Raw genomic sequence first — 17503 nt, forward strand, 5'->3', positions numbered from 1 at the left:
TCAACCAGAGGATGAATTTCACATTCTCTGGTTTTTCGTTTCCAAATCAAGCATTTTTCTGCTTTTTATGGCATACTAGTTTTATCAAAAGAAATGAGGATTATTTATGGAACAATTTGCTCAAAATATTAAAGACTTAGAAGTCACAACTGTTGATCGTGCTCGTCAAGCAATTGCTGACAAAGAGACAGCAACTTTCTTCGTCGGTCGCAAAACTTGCCCTTACTGTCGTAAATTCGCTGCTACTCTTGCTGGCGTGGTCGCTGATACCAAGGCGTATATTTTCTTTATCAATAGCGAAGAAGCTAGCGAATTAGAGAAACTGCAAGCCTTCCGCTCTGAATACAGCATTCCGACAGTTCCTGGTTTTGTTCATGTTCAAGACGGCCAAGTATCTGTTCGTTGTGATTCTTCTATGACTGCAGATGAAATTAAAGCTTTTGCAAACTTATAAAATTGATTCAACTCAAAAATCTGAGACTCGCGAGTCTCAGATTTTTTTATTTATTTCTAGCTTCCTGAAAAGCCTCCCACATCTTCTGCTGGGCTTTGGCAAAGGGGTAATTGCCAAAGTCTTCTGGATGAAGCCACAAGACCTCTCCCTCAGCTGCGTGCTGACTATCTTTAACTCGGCCATAAACCAGCTGAATATGCCACTTACGATGGCTGAAAACATGTTTCACTTTTGAAAAGGACTGCTGCTGCCAATCAACAATCAAATCATAATCCTGCTCAAAGCTTTCTTGAGGAGATAAATCCAGACTTGACTGATTTTCTGCCACCTCAAAGAGGGACATCTGATTTTCAGTTTGAAATTCCTCGATTTCAATCAAGGGAAAATGCCAAAAACCTGATAACAAGCCAGCAGCCTCATTCTTTTCAAGCAAGAATTGTCCCTGTTCGTTTTCGATAATCAAGCCTTGCAGATAGACTGGAACTGGCTTCTTTTTAGGGGCTTTAATTGGATATTTATCCATTGTTCCGTGTAAATAGGCTGCGCTGAACTCTTTTACAGGACTGTCTTCCGGATGAGGGTTAACAGGAGCTTCAATATCTGATCCTAAATCCATCAGCGCTTGATTAAAATCTCCAGGTCTATCTGGATCAATCAGAATCTCCATCATAGCCTGAAAGACCTTACGATTGCTAGGTTGGCCAATATCTAAATCAACTTCAAATAATCGACTCAACACCCGCATGACATTGCCATCTACCGCAGGCTCAGCTAGTCCAAATGCAATACTAGCAATGGCACCAGCTGTATAAGGTCCAATCCCTTTGAGACTAGCAATTACTTCATAGCTATCAGGAAATTTTCCAGCAAAATCCGTCGTTATCTGCTGGGCTGCTTTTTGCATATTTCTCACCCGAGAATAATAACCCAACCCTTCCCAAGCCTTGAGCAGTCTATCCTCTGGTGCCTTCGCTAAATCAGCTACAGTCGGAAACCAGTCAAGAAAACGCTCATAGTAAGGAATCACCGTATCAACTCTAGTCTGCTGCAGCATAATCTCAGAAACCCAGATATGATAAGGATTATTTGTTCTGCGCCAAGGCAGGTCACGTTTGTTTTCATCATACCAAGTTAATAATTTCTCGCGAAAAGAGGCGATTTTATTTGCCTCCCACATCTCAATTCCGTATTCTTTCAAATCTAACATAAATCTAGTATAGCATAAGGCAAGAAAAATAGGAGAGCTTACGCCCTCCAATCGCTTTCAATCGTTTAATAATGACCTACTGCCTGACTGGCTGTAATCAAAGTCAGCTTGTATACGTCATCCGCATTACAGCCTCGAGAAAGGTCATTAACTGGGTGGTTTAGTCCTTGCAGGATAGGACCTACCGCTGAAAAGCCACCCAAACGCTCTGCCATTTTGTAGCTGATATTTCCAGCTTCGATACTTGGAAAGACAAAGACAGTCGCTTGACCAGCCACCGGGCTGCCAGGTGCTTTCAGCTCTGCTGTTGCAGGAACGAAAGCTGCATCAAACTGCAATTCACCATCGATAACCAAGTCTGGACGCATTTCCCGAGCTAGCTTAGTTGCCTCCACTACCTTATCAACCTTTTCACCGAAACCAGAGCCCTTGGTCGAATAGCTGAGCATAGCAACTTTTGGATCGATACCGAAAATTTGTGCTGTCAAAGCTGAGTTAACAGCAATCTCCGCCAAAATATTGGCGTCTGGATCGATATTAATGGCACAGTCACTGAAAATGTAGCGTTCATCATCACGCACCATGAGGAAGGCCCCTGAAGTACGAGAAACCCAAGGCAGGGTCTTGATGATTTGAAGAGCCGGCCGAACAGTCGCTGCTGTGGAGTGAATCGCGCCAGACACCATCCCTTGAACCTTACCAAGATAAACCAACATAACCCCAAAGTAGTTGACATCTTCTTTGAGCAACTGACGTGCTTCATCCGCAGTGATTTTCCCTTTACGACGCTCAACGAATGCTTCTACCAATTCCTCAAAGCAAGAACAGTTTGAAGGATCAATAACCTGATATCCTTCTTTTACTCCCTCAATTTCTAGATAAATACGGATTTTATCAGGATTACCCAAAAGAACTGGTGTAATATCAGTTTCTTTCACCAAACGTTTAGTTGCTTGCAAAATCCGTGGCTCTTCACCCTCTGGCAAGACGATCTTTACTTCCTTATCTTTCAAGGCTTCACGAATTGAATCAAAAATTTTCATGTTTCTTAAAACTCCTTTATCTCTTATTCTTTTAATTTCTCAATAACTTGTTTAAAATCTTCTGGCAAAGGACTGGCACGCTCAACTTCCTGACCACTAAAAGGATTATAAAATTTCAAAGAATGACAATGTAAAGCCTGACGCTCTATTCCGTGTTCCAAACTCCCACCATAAAGGTCGTCACCCAAAAGCGGAAAGCCAATGTGTGAAAAATGAACGCGAATTTGATGAGTCCGCCCAGTATGCAGATGGATATCGACCAGATAGACATCTCCGAACTGCTCTATAATCTTATAACTGGTATGGGCGTACTTACCATCCTCTGTCACGCGCCTCGTAATGATACTTTTAGGATTCCGCCCAATCGGAGCAATAATCTCACCTTGCTCTTCTAAGTCACCTGTCCCCTGAATCAGAGCGTAATAGCGCTTTTCTATCAGCTTCTTCTGCAGCTGCTTGTCCAACCTGGCGTGAGCATAACCATGCTTAGCGAAAAGCATGAGACCGCTTGTATCCTTATCCAGGCGAGTCACGATATGCACCTGCTGGTTTTCATAGCCCTGACGAATATAGTAAGCCTTGACGAAATTTGCCATAGTATTGGAATGATTGACACTGGGAATACTGGCCACTCCTGCCGGCTTATCTAAAACCATGAAATGCTCATCCTCATAGACGACAGACAAGTCCTTATCAACAGCTTTCAGACTCTCAAATCCTTTTTCAGAAGGGATGTCAATCGTCACTTTATCGCCAACATCCAAGAGATAAATAGCATTCTGAGGCTGATGGTTGACAAGAATGTTTCCGCCGGAAAATTTTATCTTAGCCAAGAGGCCTTTGGAAATTTCATGTCGCTTCAAAAAGGTCTTTACCTTGACATGCTCATCAGCAATAAACTCAAACCTCATTCCTGGCACTCTCCAATAAAGGAGTCTCTGACACGATTCCAAAAGCTGGTATGGCTTGGTGAAGCCACAAAATGTATCTTGTGATTGTCAATCTGATACTCAATACGGACGATGTTTTTGAAAGAGAAAGTCTGATTATCAACCGCAATAGTGTGATAGTCACTGCGGGTCGGTACCAGCTCAATCTTATCCTTTTTGGGAACAATGACAGACGAACCCAATGTCCGATAAACCCGATTGTTGAGACTGGCAATTTCTGTCACCTGCAAGGCTTCGATTGTCGGATGCAATACCGCTCCACCTAGAGATTTGTTATAGGCAGTACTGCCCGTCGGAGTAGAGACGGAAATCCCATCTCCTCGGAAACGCTCGAAATGAACCCGATTGATAATGACATCAGCTACCATAGTCCGATCCGAACGCTTGATTGTTGCTTCGTTCAAAGCACGAATAGTGCGTGTATCACCATTTTCAAAAGTGATTTTTACATTTAAAATTGGATAAGAAACCTGAGCACCAGTATCTAATTTGAGATTTTCTACCAGCTTATCTAGTTCAAAATCACGATAGTCTGTATAAAAGCCGAGATGCCCTGTATGCACACCGACAAAGCGGACCCGATCCAGCTGTTCTTCATACATATGAAAAGCCGACAGCAACATGCCGTCACCACCCACCGAAATCACAATGTCGGGATTCTTAGGAGTTAAAATAAAGCCGTTCTGTTTCAGCTTCTGCTTCAAATCCTGATAGACTTGTTCACTCTGTCTTTTCCGATTGCGGATAATCGCTATTTTTTTATCTGTATTCTTCATCTGTATCATCACTATTTCCCACACCGTCATTTAACTTGCGGTGAAGAGGATCAAAGAGAGCCTGCGCCTCCTGGATAGCATCACGGATTTCTCCCATCTCCTCATCCAGCTGATAGGCAAGATTAGCTGTCGTTTCCAAGCGGCATTTGATTTCCTCGGGAAATTCTCCTTTATACTTGTAATTCAAAGAATGCTCAATCGTAGCCCAAAAATTCATCGAAAGTGTGCGAATCTGAATTTCAGCCAGAATAAGCCTATGACCATTAATTGTATCGACCGGATACTCTATAATCACATGATAGCTCCGATAGCCACTGGCTTTTTTGTTTTTAATATAATCCCGCTCCTGAACAATGCGCATATCTGTCCTGTTTCGCAGGACTTCTAAAACTTCATCCACATCATCGACAAACTGGACCATGACCCGTAAGCCAGCGATATCCTGCATCTCCTGCTCGATATTTTCCTCGCGAATACCTCGCAGAACCATCTTTTCTTTAATGCTCTCAATCGGCTTGACACGTCCGGTCACAAACTCAATCGGAGAATGACGTTGCTGCTTGCGGTATTGCTTTCGCACTCCACGCAACTTAATTTTCAGCTCTCCAACAGCTTGAATATAGGGGTCTAAAAACTCTTCCCATTCTATTGTCATACACTTACCTTGTCATATCATTATTTTTTGTATAAAATAAACACAACTGTTATTATAACATAAATCGCTTTCAAAAAAAAGAAAAGGATATGAAAATGAATCACTTAGAAATTGAATTCAAAACCATGCTGACCAAGGAAGAGCACGACCGTCTGCTCCAATTATTTGCTGATATTTCGCCTATTAGCCAGACCAACCACTACATCGAGTCAGACCAGCAGAGTATCCGACACGCCCACATGGCTTTTCGAGTACGAACTTTTAACCATCGCGAAGCTGAGCTGACGCTCAAGATTCCTCAAGAAGTCGGATCCTTAGAACTCAATCAGAATTTGACACCAGAAGAAACCAAAAACATTTTGCAGAACAATGAATTTCCTACGGGAGAGATTTTAGAAACACTGCTTCAAAAAGAAATTCCTATCCAAGACTTGAAGATTCTTGGCTCTCTAGAGACTATCCGCTATGAAAAAGAAGACGAAATCGGTCTGCTTGCTCTGGATGAGAGTCACTACTTGGGCAAAACAGACTTCGAACTCGAAGTCGAAGTTGAAGATTTCGAAAAAGGAAAAGAAAATTTCCTCAACTTCCTAAAACAGCACTGCATCGACTACAAACCTAGTAAGAGCAAGATAGCAAGATTTTCTGAAAACTTGTAAATCAACGACCACAAAATAGCTGAAATAATCTAATTTTTTTGGTAAAATAAAAGGTAGCAATCTAAAGACTATTGAAATCTAAATTTCATGGAGCATTAGATTATAGAAATGACACAAAAAGAGGACGGTCCAACTCATGTCAGATAAAAAAAATATGAAGCTTTTTTCCCTCAACTCCAATCATTCCATAGCTGAAAAAATCGCTGAGGCTGCTGGGGTTCCTTTGGGAAAACTTTCCTCCCGCCAATTCTCGGACGGCGAGATTCAGATTAACATTGAAGAAAGTGTCCGTGGCTATGATATATACATCATTCAGTCTACTAGCTTCCCTGTCAATAATCACTTGATGGAACTCTTGATTATGGTGGATGCCTGCAAGCGTGCAAGTGCCAACACGATTAATGTTGTGATGCCTTATTTTGGTTATGCCCGTCAGGATCGGACTGCTGCCCCTCGCGAGCCAATCACAGCTAAACTGGTTGCCAACATGCTTGTCGGAGCTGGAGTAGATCGTGTGATTTCTCTGGATCTTCATGCCGTGCAGGTCCAAGGATTCTTTGATATCCCAGTTGATAACCTCTTCACTATCCCACTCTTTGCCAAACACTACTGCAACATGGGGCTTACTGGCGATGATGTCGTTGTCGTCAGCCCTAAAAACTCTGGTGTAAAACGCGCCCGCAATCTGGCTGAATATCTGGATGCTCCTATCGCTATCATTGATTATGGCGAAGATGAGGCGGGTCGCTCTGAGGGATATATCATTGGAGATGTCGAGGGCAAGAAAGCTATTCTGATTGACGACATTTTAAATACCGGTCGGACTTTCTCTGAAGCAGCTAAAATTGTCTGTCGCGAAGGCGCAGTCGAAATCTATGCTGTATCCAGTCATGGTCTCTTTGCGGATAAAGCTGCGGAATTGCTAGATAATTCTCCTATCAGGGAAATTCTTGTAACTGACTCTGTTGATACCAAAGAAAAAACACCTAAGAATCTCCACTACATTACAGCAAGTGAACTGATTGGTGATGCCATTGTCCGCATCCAAGAAAGAAAACCAGTCAGCCCACTCTTTGCCTATCAAAAGAAATAAGGTAACCGGAGTGATTTATTTAGATAATGCCGCTACAACTGCTTTGTCGCCTGCTGCAATCCAAGCAATGACCAAAACTATGACTGTCTTCGGAAATCCTTCCAGTACGCATAGCCATGGTCGAGAAGCTAGTAAACTCCTTAGGCAGGCGCGTGAAGATATTGCTCAAGCCCTGCATACTCAAAGCAATAAGATTCTTTTTACTTCAGGCGGCACTGAAAGCAATAATACTGCTATCAAAGGCTATGCCCTTCGTCACCAGAACCGAGGAAAGCATATTGTGACCACTGCTATTGAACACCATGCTGTCTTAGAAGTGGTAGAATACTTAGTTGATAAATTCGGCTTCGAAGCTACTTTTGTTCAGCCGGTGGATGGTCAGATTCGAGCGGAGGATATTAAGAAGGCTCTTAGGCCTGATACTATTCTTGTGTCCGTCATGGCGGTTAATAACGAGACGGGTGCCATGCTCCCCATTAAGGAAATTGGTGAATTACTGCAAGAACATCCTGCTGTTTTTCACGTTGATGCTGTCCAAGCAATTGGTAAACTTCCCATCTACCCTGAAGAGCTAGGGATTGACTTTCTATCTGCTTCAGCGCATAAATTTCATGGTCCCAAAGGCGTTGGATTCCTTTATGCCAAGAAGATGGATTTTGACAATTTCATGCACGGTGGCGACCAGGAAGAAAAACACCGGGCCGGAACTGAAAATCTAATCTCTATCACAGGTATGGCTGCGGCTCTGTCAGATAGCACGGAACATCTTGAGGAAAAACTAGCGCATGCGCAAGACTTAAAAGACAGCTTACTTGCTGACTTATCGGACATTGACTTTTACTTAAATGAAAGTCAGCCCAGCTTGCCTTACGTCATCAATTTGGGATTTTCCAATCAGAAGAATGATCTACTTCTACTTCAAATGGATTTAAACGGATTTTCCATTTCAACAGGCTCAGCGTGCACAGCCGGAGCTATACAACCCAGTCATGTCCTGCAGGCTATGTATGGCAAGGATTCCGACCGCTTGCATGAGTCCATTCGGATCAGTACTTCGGACCAGACGACTCTGCAAGATATTCAATCATTTACAAAGAAATTAAAAGAAATTTTAGGAGGATAAGATGGCCTTTCAAACATCTGTTAGCTTAGCAAACTGTGAATATACCTATTCACTTCACCCAAATGTCAAGAAATTTACCTTGCGCGACAATACTTTCGCGGAAAGTAAGGTTGGCAACTATGAACTCTCTCGTCTGCTGGAATCTGTCCCCAACAGCGGAAATGGTTTTCTGCTGAAAATCATCGTCAATAAAGATTTGAATGGTTTCAAAATCAATATCACTGACAAATCAGGCCTGCGCTTGGTCAATATTTTCAAATCAGAAGACCATCACATTATCCAGCAAAAATTTTATTTCTTGATGGATAGCTTGGTTGAAAGAAATATTTTTGAAAAGACACCACAATAAGCAAGATTCTCGCAATTTTGCTTTTTTGGTTTTGACACTTCAAAATTTAAACGAGCTTGACTTCTACTTAGAACACTTGAAGAAAAGATCAACCGAACCCAAAGAAAGGATTAACAATGGTTGAACTGACCTATTTGGACTCATATAAGGTGAAACGGACACTTACCTATGAAGACTTCGACGAATTTCTTCTCGCCTTCTCTGGCTGCGTCACAGTTCCTGACTCTCTCAAAGTACTTTCCATCACTTATAATGGACACCAGCTGCCATTTACAGGGTTAATCGGCGACTTATACCGCCAGATGTACCAGTTAGACTTGACTCCCTACCAGGACTAATCCTTCGCAGTTACAACATAACCAAAACTTCCACTCTTTTCTTTTTTAATGAATCAAACACTCTTAATTAGTTGATTTTTTCACAAACTTCCTATAAAATAGAATTAGAAAGGTTGTGATTTTGTGAAAACTGAAAAAAATACTACAATTCCCCGAGCTACTGCTAAAAGGCTATCGCTCTACTATCGTATTTTTAAACGGTTTAATGCTGAGAAGATTGAAAAAGCAAACTCCAAGCAAATTGCAGAAGCCATTGGTATTGACTCTGCTACTGTCAGACGAGATTTTTCTTATTTCGGTGAACTTGGACGCAGAGGATTTGGTTATGATGTCAAGAAATTGATGAACTTTTTTGCTAATCTCTTGAACGACAATGCTATTACCAATGTCATGATTGTTGGTGTTGGTAATATGGGGCGGGCTCTGTTGCACTATCGTTTTCATGAGCGCAATAAAATGAAGGTTGTAATGGCTTTTGACATAGATGACCATCCAGAAGTTGGCAGCACAACCAGCGATGGGATTCCTATCTATGGAATTTCCCAAATTAAAGAAAAAATACAGTCAGGAAATGTGCAAACTGCCATCCTAACTGTACCTAGCGTGAAAGCTCAAGAAGTCGCATCTATCTTAGTTCAGGCTGGTGTCAAGGGCATTCTCTGTTTCTCACCTGTAAACCTATCCCTGCCTAAGGATGTGGTCGTTCAGTATGTTGACCTGACTAGCGAACTGCAGACGCTGCTCTACTTCATGAGAAAAAATGATTATTAATTTGAAAGAGGTATTAAACACTCTATGAGTAAACCTATCATTGGAATAACCGGAAATGAAAGAGAAATTCCAGACGATCACTTCATCCATATGAGCTATACGGCGACAGGATTCGTTGAGGGAGTTAAAGAAGTTGGCGGAATTCCAATGATTTTGCCAATCGGTGATGAAGAAATGGCTAAACAGTATGTTTCCATTGTCGACAAATTAATCATCACAGGCGGTCAGAATGTATGCCCTCAATTCTATGGTGAAGAGAAAACCATTGACAGCGATGATTATCTACTCAAACGGGATATTTTTGAATTAGCTTTAATCAAAGAAGCTCGCCGTCAAAATAAACCAATTTTCACCGTCTGCCGCGGAACCCAACTTTATAATGTAGCCCTAGGAGGTACTCTTCATCAAGATATTGAAGATCATTGGCAAGATAGCTCTGCTGAGTACACGACTCAAAGCATGGTGACCAAGAACGGTTCTATTCTGCACGAAATCTATGGACCAGCATCTGAAATCAACTCCTTCCACCATCAGAGTATCAAGGATTTAGCGGCTGGCCTAGAAGTCATTGCCTATGATCCTAGAGATAAAATTATTGAAGCAATAACTTCTACTGACGGCAGTCCATTCCTTGGTGTCCAATGGCACCCAGAGTTCTTGTTTGGCTCCAGAGAAGGAGACCTAGCTCTGTTTGATTATGTTGTCAATATTCTTTAAAAACCTCTATTCCTAGATAAACTTCTGTTCTACACGAATAGAAGTTTTTTTATATTCAAGTAAACCAAATTATATCATATCTGTCTCCTCTCGATAGCTATAGTAGTTGGACTTGGACACAATCAAATGATCCAAAAGGACCAAGCCCATCATCTCACATGCTTCTTTCATATGCTGGGTCACCTCATCGTCGTTTCTACTAGGAACGACTGAACCTGATGGATGATTGTGTACCAGTATGATAGATGTCGCCAGATGCTTAAGAGCGTAGTGGAGAATTTCTCTCGGCTCAGCAATGCTTCTGCTGACAGTCCCCATAAAAATAGTCTGCTGGTGCAGAATTTGATTTTGACTATTAAGATAAATAGCAACCAAGCACTCCTGCCTCATATCTCCCAATTCCTGCTGCATCTTCTGGGCTAATTTTTGACTGCCCATAATCTGTTCTTTCTGCAGAACCTCTGCTCGATTAATCCGACGACCTAATTCGATAATGGCCTGTAGCTCCACAGCCTTAATCGGACCGATTCCAGAAATAGTCTGCAATTCCTGCAAAGTTAAATACTTGAGATCGTTCAAACTGGAAATTGATGATAAAATTCTTTGAGAAACTTGAAAAACAGTTTCTTTTTTGTTACCTGTCCTGAGGAAAATTGATAGAAGCTCTTGGTTACTGAGTTTTTCAGCCCCTTCTCTCATCAAACGCTCCCGTGGCATCATGCTAATATCATCTTGAAATGAAATGCTATACATAGAAACCTCCTTACCTTATTATTCGGAAAAAGAGTCAAAATCAGCAAGAATTGATATAAAAAAACTCCAAAAATTAGAGTTCTTCCTAACCTTTGGAGTGAATTTTTTTAGTTTTCGCCTTTAAATCTGCATTTGATTATAGGACTTACTGAAAGATTCAAGAACTTCCTTAGGAGCCTTGTCATACTCGACAGAGCCTTCTAAGGTTCCCTTGACAATCGTTCGATTGGTTGCCGCAGCATCCTCACAAGTAACCAAAGTAATCTCTGTAACGCCTTCGGTATCCTCAATCAAATCCGTTCGATCTGGAGTTACCGTTTCAACACTAGTGATTACATAAGTATAGACATGCTCTTTATCAGTGATATAGATCTTCATGCCAGCCTTAGCACGATCCAGTGGGGAAAAGAGCATGTTGCTAGCCCCTGTGATGCCAAAGACATGGTGGCTAGCCAAGGCATAATTCCCCTGCCCCATCTGCTGGGTCTCTTTCATCGTACCAGCACCATAATACAATCCAGCATTATCCAGTCCTTTGAAGATTGGCAAATTCATGGATACTTCTGGAATAGAGATGCCTCCGATAACAGGCAGTTGCTGAGCTTTCCACTGAGCATTGATAACTGCTTCTGTAGAAAGCGACTCTACCTTATTAAAATCAAAGCTAGTCTCAGCATTTTTATTTTTATTAATAGAGTCTTTGGAAACCTTGCTGACCTGATATTGGTTGGTATGCCAAACCATAATCATGTTTCGAATTTGCGCATTAAAGATTAAGCCAAGAGCCACAATAATTAATAATGACGCAACAATATTGATAAAAATATTTCTTTTGCTTTTTTGTTTTCTTTTTCGACTTCTTTTTCCTTGTACCATATAGAGGTCCTCTTTTACGATTCGTTTTCTTCCTCTGCTACATCTTCTTTATCGTCTGCTTCGACGCTTGTAAAGGTGACAATCTGTGCATTTTGGTCCAGACGCATGACCTTAACTCCCATGGTTGAGCGGCCTGTCTGAGAAATATTCGCCACACTTGTCCGAATGATGACACCTGTATTAGTGATAATCATCAAATCTTCCTCGCCAGTAACAGTCATCAGACCAGCAAGAGGTCCGTTCTTATCAGTGATATTGGCTGTTTTAATCCCTTTACCACCACGGCCCTTGGTTGGATACTCACTAGCAAGAGTTCGCTTACCATAGCCTTTTTCGGTGATGACAAGCACTTCGTCTCCCTCGGAAATCACTCCAGCTCCAACGACCTGGTCACCCTCTCGAAGATTGACTCCGCGAACACCAGTCGCTATACGGCTCATGCTCCGGACAGCTGTCTCATTGAAGCGGACAGAATAACCAAACTTAGTACCAATGATAACGTCTGCAGCACCGTCCGTCAGAAAGACATTGATTAACTCGTCTTCATCCTTCAAATTCAAAGCCTTGAGACCGTTCTGACGAATATTAGCAAATTCTGTCACACTGGTCCGTTTGACCACCCCATGACGGGTAGTAAAGAAGAGATAAGAATCATCACTGCGGTCTTGCTGGACATTAATAATAGTCTGAATAGTCTCTCCTTCATCCAGTTTCAAGAGATTGACTACTGGCAAGCCCTTGGCTGTCCGACCATACTCAGGGATTTCATATCCTTTGAGACGATAGACTCGGCCTTTATTTGTAAAGAAGAGCAGTCTATCGTGGGTACTCGTTGAAACAAGCTCTTTGACGAAGTCATCGTCTTTGACACCAGTTCCTTGAACACCGCGGCCACCACGTTTTTGAGCAGTGAATTCAGCCTGATTCAGACGTTTGATATAGCCTTTATTAGACAGGGTAATCAAAACATCCGCTTCCTCAATCAAATCTTCATCTTCAAGAGAAAGAACTTCTCCAACCATCAGCTCAGTTCGGCGGTCATCCGCAAATTTACGTTTGACCTCGTCTAACTCTTCCTTGATAATAGCGATAACGCGCTCTGGCTTAGCCAAAATATCAGCCAAGTCTGCAATCAAGGCAATCAGCTCGTCATACTCTGACTGAATCTTATCACGTTCCAAACCAGTCAGACGACGCAGACGCATATCGAGGATAGCCTGACTCTGGCGCTCAGACAGCTCAAACTTAGCCATCAATTCAGCTTGGGCTTCTGCGTCCGTCTCGCTATTACGGATAATGCGAATCACTTCATCAATGTGATCCAACGCAATCAGCAAACCAGCCAAGATGTGAGCTCGCGCTTCCGCCTTTTCTTTATCAAAGGCCGTCCGTCGAGTCACCACTTCTTTTTGGTGTTCAATGTAGGATAACAAAATCTCACGAAGAGACAGAATCTTAGGCACACCATTTTGAATAGCTAGCATATTGAAGCTGAAATTGGTCTGCATCTGAGTCAGCTTGAAAAGGTTATTTAGAATGACATGTGCAGAGGCATCACGACGAACCTCAATGACAAAACGGACCCCTTCACGGTTGGACTCATCACGAACAGCTGTGATACCGTCAATGCGTTTTTCCTGCACTAGGCGAACAATATGCTCATGGACCTTAGTCTTATTAACCATGTATGGAAACTCGGTTACGACAATTCGCTCTCGGCCATTTTTCATCTCTTCAATTTCAGTGCGAGAACGAAGAACAATCGAACCCTTTCCAGTTTCATAAGCCCGGTGAATACCGGACTTGCCCATAACCAGTGCTCCTGTCGGAAAATCTGGTCCAGGCAGGACTTCCATGATATCGCGAGTTGTTGCCTCTGGATTGTCCATGACAAGCTTAACTGCATCAATAGACTCACCAAGATTATGAGGTGGAATATTTGTCGCCATCCCAACCGCAATCCCTGTCGCACCGTTTACAAGCAAGTTAGGGAAGCGAGCAGGAAGAACTACGGGCTCTCTCTCGCTAGCATCATAGTTGTCAATATAATCAACAGTGTTTTTATTAATATCACGAAGCATCTCCAGAGCAATCTTGCTCATACGTGCTTCTGTATAACGTTGAGCAGCAGCCCCATCTCCGTCCATAGAACCGAAGTTCCCATGGCCATCTACGAGCATATAGCGATAGCTCCACCATTGAGCCATCCGCACCATCGCTTCATAAATAGAAGAGTCACCATGCGGGTGATACTTACCCATGACATCCCCTGTGATACGAGCTGATTTCTTGTGAGGCTTCTCAGGTGTCACGCCCAGCTCATTCATACCATAGAGAATCCGACGGTGAACGGGCTTTAGACCATCACGAACATCTGGAAGTGCCCGAGCCACGATAACGCTCATCGCGTAATCAATGAAACTAGTCTTCATTTCACTAGTCAGATTAACATTTACTAAGTTTCTGTCTTGCATTAAAAAATGCCTTTCTTTCATATTAAACTACCCTTTATTATACCACATTTTCTTTAATTTTTCAGTATTTTGAACCGTTTGTAAAAACGTTTACATCACTAGATATACAAGTTGACCGTGACAAAATATGTCAAAAGTGGTAGAATGAATGTGTACGGGAAATATTCCCTAAAAAAATAAGGAGATGTTTAGAAATGACTGCTACTAAACAACATAAAAAAGTCATCCTTGTTGGTGACGGTGCTGTAGGTTCATCTTACGCATTTGCTCTTGTAAACCAAGGTATTGCTCAAGAACTTGGTATCATTGAAATCCCTCAATTATTTGAAAAGGCTGTCGGTGATGCTGAAGACCTTAGCCACGCCCTTGCTTTCACTTCACCTAAAAAAATCTATGCAGCTACTTATGCAGACTGTGCGGATGCTGACCTCGTTGTTATCACTGCAGGTGCACCTCAAAAACCAGGTGAAACTCGCCTTGACCTTGTTGGCAAAAACTTGGCTATCAACAAATCTATCGTTACTCAAGTCGTAGAATCAGGCTTTAACGGTATCTTCCTTGTTGCTGCTAACCCCGTTGACGTTTTGACTTACTCAACTTGGAAATTCTCTGGTTTCCCTAAAGAGCGCGTTATTGGTTCAGGTACTTCACTTGACTCAGCTCGCTTCCGTCAAGCTCTTGCTGAAAAGATTGGTATCGATGCTCGTTCTGTCCATGCCTACATCATGGGTGAGCACGGTGACTCTGAGTTTGCTGTTTGGTCACACGCTAACGTTGCAGGTGTGAAATTGGAGCAATGGTTACAAGCTAACCGTGACTTGAACGAACAAGACTTGGTTGATCTTTTCATCTCCGTTCGTGACGCAGCATACTCAATCATCAACAAAAAAGGTGCTACTTACTACGGTATCGCGGTTGCTTTAGCTCGTATCACAAAAGCTATCCTTGACGATGAAAATGCTGTATTGCCATTATCAGTCTTCCAAGAAGGACAATACGGTGTTGAAAATGTCTTCATTGGTCAACCTGCTATCGTTGGTGCTCACGGTATCGTACGTCCAGTAAACATCCCACTGAACGATGCTGAGACTCAAAAAATGCAAGCTTCTGCTAAAGAATTGCAAGCAATTATTGATGAAGCATGGAAGAATCCAGAATTCCAAGAAGCATCTAAAAACTAATTATAAAAAACATCTCCTGATAAAAGGGGATGTTTTTTGTTGCTTTATACAGATTTGTCAGCAAAAATATCTATCAAATAAGGTATGATGAGCTCTTTCTCTAAGTCTTTTAAAGAAGTAATCCAGACAAAGTCTGTGTGCTCTTCTGGAACTAATATAATATCACGCTGCTCCGTAATCCTACCTGCATAAACTAAGCGTGTAAAAACAGTATTATTTTCAGAATCAAACTGGCTATCTTCATGTATAATCTTATCAATCCGAATCTTTTGATTAACCTCCTCCATAGCCTCACGTAGAGCTGCCTCTCTAGGCAGTTCATTCTCTCCTACACTCCCACCAGGAATGTCCCAATAATATGGATAGACATTAGGACGACCTCGCTTTATTTTCGAGCGTTTGATAAGCAAATACTTCCCGTCTTTCTCGATCAAGATATGGGCGATTAATTTTACTGTCATTGCATGTTCCTCCAAGAAAGAGCAAAAAAGACTCCGAAGAGTCCAATTTTAAGTCATCCACCCTGAGAGAATCGAACTCCCATCTCAAGAACCGGAATCTTGCGTGATATCCATTACACTAAGGGTGGCAACTAATTCATTATAACTGATTTTCTCTGAAAATACAAGTGAAAATCAGAAAAAGAAGTTGAGATTTCTCAACTTCTTTTAACTAATTACAATTCAATATCGCCAAACAAATCAGCCATTGAGAATCCAGTTTGAGTTTCTGGAAGTTCAAAGTCACGTTTTTCTTGACGTTTTGGACGACGAGGACGTGATTGGCGTTTCTCATCTTTTTGTCCTTCTTCTTGAGCTGGACGTTCTTCAAGAGCCTTGATAGAAAGTGATACACGCTCATCAGCAGCATTCACTTCAAGAACCTTAACAGTTACTTCTTGACCAACCTTAAGGGCATCCTTAGGGCTTTCAACACGTTTGTGTGAAATTTGTGAGATGTGAACCAATCCATCGATACCTGGCAATACTTCAACGAAAGCACCGAAATCAGTCAAACGTTTTACAGTTCCTTCAATCACATCGCCTGCAGCAAGTTTTTGCTCAACGCCATCCCATGGCCCAGGTGTTGTTGCTTTAAGAGAGAGGGACACGCGTCCTTCTTCTTCGTTCAAGTCAAGAACTTTCACTTCGATTTCATCACCAACTGATACAACAGACTTAGGTGATACGTTGCGTTCATGTGACAATTCAGTCAAGTGAACCAATCCGTCAACTCCGCCAAGGTCGATGAAAGCACCGAAGCTAGTGATGCGAGCAACTTTACCAGTTACAACATCGCCAACATTCAACTTACCAAAGACTTCAGCACGCGCTGCTGCAGCTTCAGCTTCTACAACTTCACGACGTGAAAGGATGAAGCGGTTTTCTTTTGGATCTACTTCTTTGATTTTAGCATCAAACTCTTGACCTACAAAACGCTCAGTGTTGCGAACGAAACGAGTATCAAGCATTGAAGCAGGGATAAATCCACGAAGTCCTTCAAACTCAACTGAAAGTCCACCTTTAACAGCACGAGTGCCCTTAACAGTGACAACTTCTTCTTCACGACCAACCAATTTGTCCCAAGCTTTGCGAGCTTCCAAACGTTTTTTAGATACCAGGTAAGTTACTGTGTCTGTATCTTTACCCACTACTTGACGAAGAACAAGCAATTCAAGTGTTTCACCTGGTTTTACAAGGTCGTTGATATCAGCGTCGCGGTCGTTTGTCAACTCACGAAGAGTCAAAACACCTTCAACACCAGTTCCAGCGATTGCAACATTAGCTTGGTTAGCGTCAACAGTCAATACTTCAGCAGTAACGACGTCACCTGGCTCAACTTGGCTAACACTGTTTAGCAAATCTTCAAATTCATTCATCTAAAAAAATCCTCCAACAATCAAGCTTTCGCTTGACATACTACTTATTTATTTTCCTAAGCACCCGCAAATGACATTGATCTATCGTTAACGATTTTCATCCTATAAAGAAATAAAACACCAGAAGACATTTTATTATTTTATCAGATCTATTACCTAAGAACTGGGGTAGCTGGATTCGAACCAACGCATGAGGGAGTCAAAG

Annotated in this window: 19 protein-coding genes and 1 tRNA gene; 9 read left to right on the forward strand and 11 right to left on the reverse strand. The window is 42.0% G+C overall.

Annotated elements, in window-relative coordinates:
* Nucleotides 1-106 precede the first annotated feature (106 nt).
* A complete protein-coding gene (locus tag RP262_RS01530; protein ID WP_002897535.1) occupies nt 107-454 on the forward strand; it encodes a thiol reductase thioredoxin in 348 nt (115 codons plus the stop codon).
* 46 nt (nt 455-500) lie between these two features.
* On the opposite strand, the gene mutY is transcribed toward RP262_RS01530, so the two are convergent.
* From mutY to RP262_RS01555, 5 genes are all read right to left on the reverse strand, one after another.
* Nucleotides 501-1661 (reverse strand): A/G-specific adenine glycosylase, encoded by a 1161-nt coding sequence (mutY, locus tag RP262_RS01535; RefSeq protein WP_311154075.1) that lies wholly within the window; start codon nt 1659-1661, stop codon nt 501-503.
* A gap of 65 nt (nt 1662-1726) precedes the next feature.
* The gene (pta, locus tag RP262_RS01540) at nt 1727-2704 is read right to left on the reverse strand and encodes a phosphate acetyltransferase (RefSeq protein WP_002909705.1); all 978 of its coding nucleotides are present in this window, start codon (nt 2702-2704) and stop codon (nt 1727-1729) included.
* 23 nt (nt 2705-2727) lie between these two features.
* The gene (locus RP262_RS01545) at nt 2728-3615 is read right to left on the reverse strand and encodes an RluA family pseudouridine synthase (protein ID WP_161543141.1); all 888 of its coding nucleotides are present in this window, start codon (nt 3613-3615) and stop codon (nt 2728-2730) included.
* Complete coding sequence (locus RP262_RS01550) at nt 3612-4430, reverse strand: NAD kinase (RefSeq protein ID WP_284431856.1); 819 nt, start codon at nt 4428-4430, stop codon at nt 3612-3614. The genes RP262_RS01545 and RP262_RS01550 overlap by 4 nt, the downstream gene beginning before the upstream one ends.
* A complete protein-coding gene (locus tag RP262_RS01555) occupies nt 4414-5085 on the reverse strand; it encodes a GTP pyrophosphokinase family protein (RefSeq protein WP_125407102.1) in 672 nt (223 codons plus the stop codon). Before RP262_RS01555 ends, RP262_RS01550 begins: the two co-directional genes overlap by 17 nt.
* Nucleotides 5086-5180: 95 nt before the next feature.
* On the opposite strand from RP262_RS01555, the gene RP262_RS01560 reads away from it, so the two are divergent.
* The 7 genes from RP262_RS01560 (at nt 5181) to RP262_RS01590 (ending at nt 10135) form a co-directional block, all read left to right on the forward strand.
* Nucleotides 5181-5744 (forward strand): CYTH domain-containing protein, encoded by a 564-nt coding sequence (locus RP262_RS01560; protein ID WP_311154076.1) that lies wholly within the window; start codon nt 5181-5183, stop codon nt 5742-5744.
* Between the two features lie 136 nt (nt 5745-5880).
* A complete protein-coding gene (locus tag RP262_RS01565) occupies nt 5881-6837 on the forward strand; it encodes a ribose-phosphate diphosphokinase (RefSeq protein ID WP_002897526.1) in 957 nt (318 codons plus the stop codon).
* Nucleotides 6838-6847: 10 nt separating this feature from the next.
* On the forward strand, nt 6848-7960 hold the full coding sequence (locus RP262_RS01570) for a cysteine desulfurase family protein (protein ID WP_311154077.1): 1113 nt from the start codon (nt 6848-6850) through the stop codon (nt 7958-7960).
* 1 nt (nt 7961) lies between these two features.
* On the forward strand, nt 7962-8309 hold the full coding sequence (locus tag RP262_RS01575; RefSeq protein WP_002902952.1) for a DUF1831 domain-containing protein: 348 nt from the start codon (nt 7962-7964) through the stop codon (nt 8307-8309).
* A gap of 116 nt (nt 8310-8425) precedes the next feature.
* Nucleotides 8426-8647 (forward strand): DUF4649 family protein, encoded by a 222-nt coding sequence (locus tag RP262_RS01580; RefSeq protein ID WP_049541261.1) that lies wholly within the window; start codon nt 8426-8428, stop codon nt 8645-8647.
* A 123-nt stretch (nt 8648-8770) separates the two neighbouring features.
* On the forward strand, nt 8771-9418 hold the full coding sequence (locus RP262_RS01585) for a redox-sensing transcriptional repressor Rex (RefSeq protein ID WP_311154078.1): 648 nt from the start codon (nt 8771-8773) through the stop codon (nt 9416-9418).
* Nucleotides 9419-9442: 24 nt separating this feature from the next.
* On the forward strand, nt 9443-10135 hold the full coding sequence (locus RP262_RS01590) for a gamma-glutamyl-gamma-aminobutyrate hydrolase family protein (RefSeq protein WP_002900303.1): 693 nt from the start codon (nt 9443-9445) through the stop codon (nt 10133-10135).
* Nucleotides 10136-10204: 69 nt separating this feature from the next.
* On the opposite strand, the gene radC is transcribed toward RP262_RS01590, so the two are convergent.
* The 3 genes from radC to gyrA form a co-directional block, all read right to left on the reverse strand.
* Nucleotides 10205-10888 (reverse strand): DNA repair protein RadC, encoded by a 684-nt coding sequence (gene radC / locus RP262_RS01595; RefSeq protein ID WP_002900302.1) that lies wholly within the window; start codon nt 10886-10888, stop codon nt 10205-10207.
* A 120-nt stretch (nt 10889-11008) separates the two neighbouring features.
* The gene (locus RP262_RS01600) at nt 11009-11764 is read right to left on the reverse strand and encodes a class A sortase (protein ID WP_004186825.1); all 756 of its coding nucleotides are present in this window, start codon (nt 11762-11764) and stop codon (nt 11009-11011) included.
* Between the two features lie 14 nt (nt 11765-11778).
* Nucleotides 11779-14238 (reverse strand): DNA gyrase subunit A, encoded by a 2460-nt coding sequence (gyrA, locus tag RP262_RS01605; protein WP_311154079.1) that lies wholly within the window; start codon nt 14236-14238, stop codon nt 11779-11781.
* A 194-nt stretch (nt 14239-14432) separates the two neighbouring features.
* Between gyrA and RP262_RS01610 the strand changes: the two genes are divergently transcribed.
* Nucleotides 14433-15419, forward strand: a complete 987-nt coding sequence (locus RP262_RS01610) for an L-lactate dehydrogenase (RefSeq protein WP_002895436.1) — start codon at nt 14433-14435, stop codon at nt 15417-15419.
* 44 nt (nt 15420-15463) lie between these two features.
* Here the strand turns inward: RP262_RS01610 and RP262_RS01615 are convergent, their stop codons facing one another.
* From RP262_RS01615 to rpsA, 3 genes are all read right to left on the reverse strand, one after another.
* Nucleotides 15464-15880, reverse strand: coding sequence for an NUDIX hydrolase (locus RP262_RS01615; RefSeq protein ID WP_311154080.1), 417 nt, complete (start codon nt 15878-15880; stop codon nt 15464-15466).
* Between the two features lie 56 nt (nt 15881-15936).
* Nucleotides 15937-16008, reverse strand: a tRNA-Arg gene (locus RP262_RS01620).
* Between the two features lie 87 nt (nt 16009-16095).
* The gene (gene rpsA, locus RP262_RS01625; RefSeq protein ID WP_002909688.1) at nt 16096-17298 is read right to left on the reverse strand and encodes a 30S ribosomal protein S1; all 1203 of its coding nucleotides are present in this window, start codon (nt 17296-17298) and stop codon (nt 16096-16098) included.
* Between the last annotated feature and the right edge of the window lie 205 nt (nt 17299-17503).

It is taken from the genome of uncultured Streptococcus sp. (genome assembly GCF_963456385.1).
Classification (GTDB): domain Bacteria; phylum Bacillota; class Bacilli; order Lactobacillales; family Streptococcaceae; genus Streptococcus.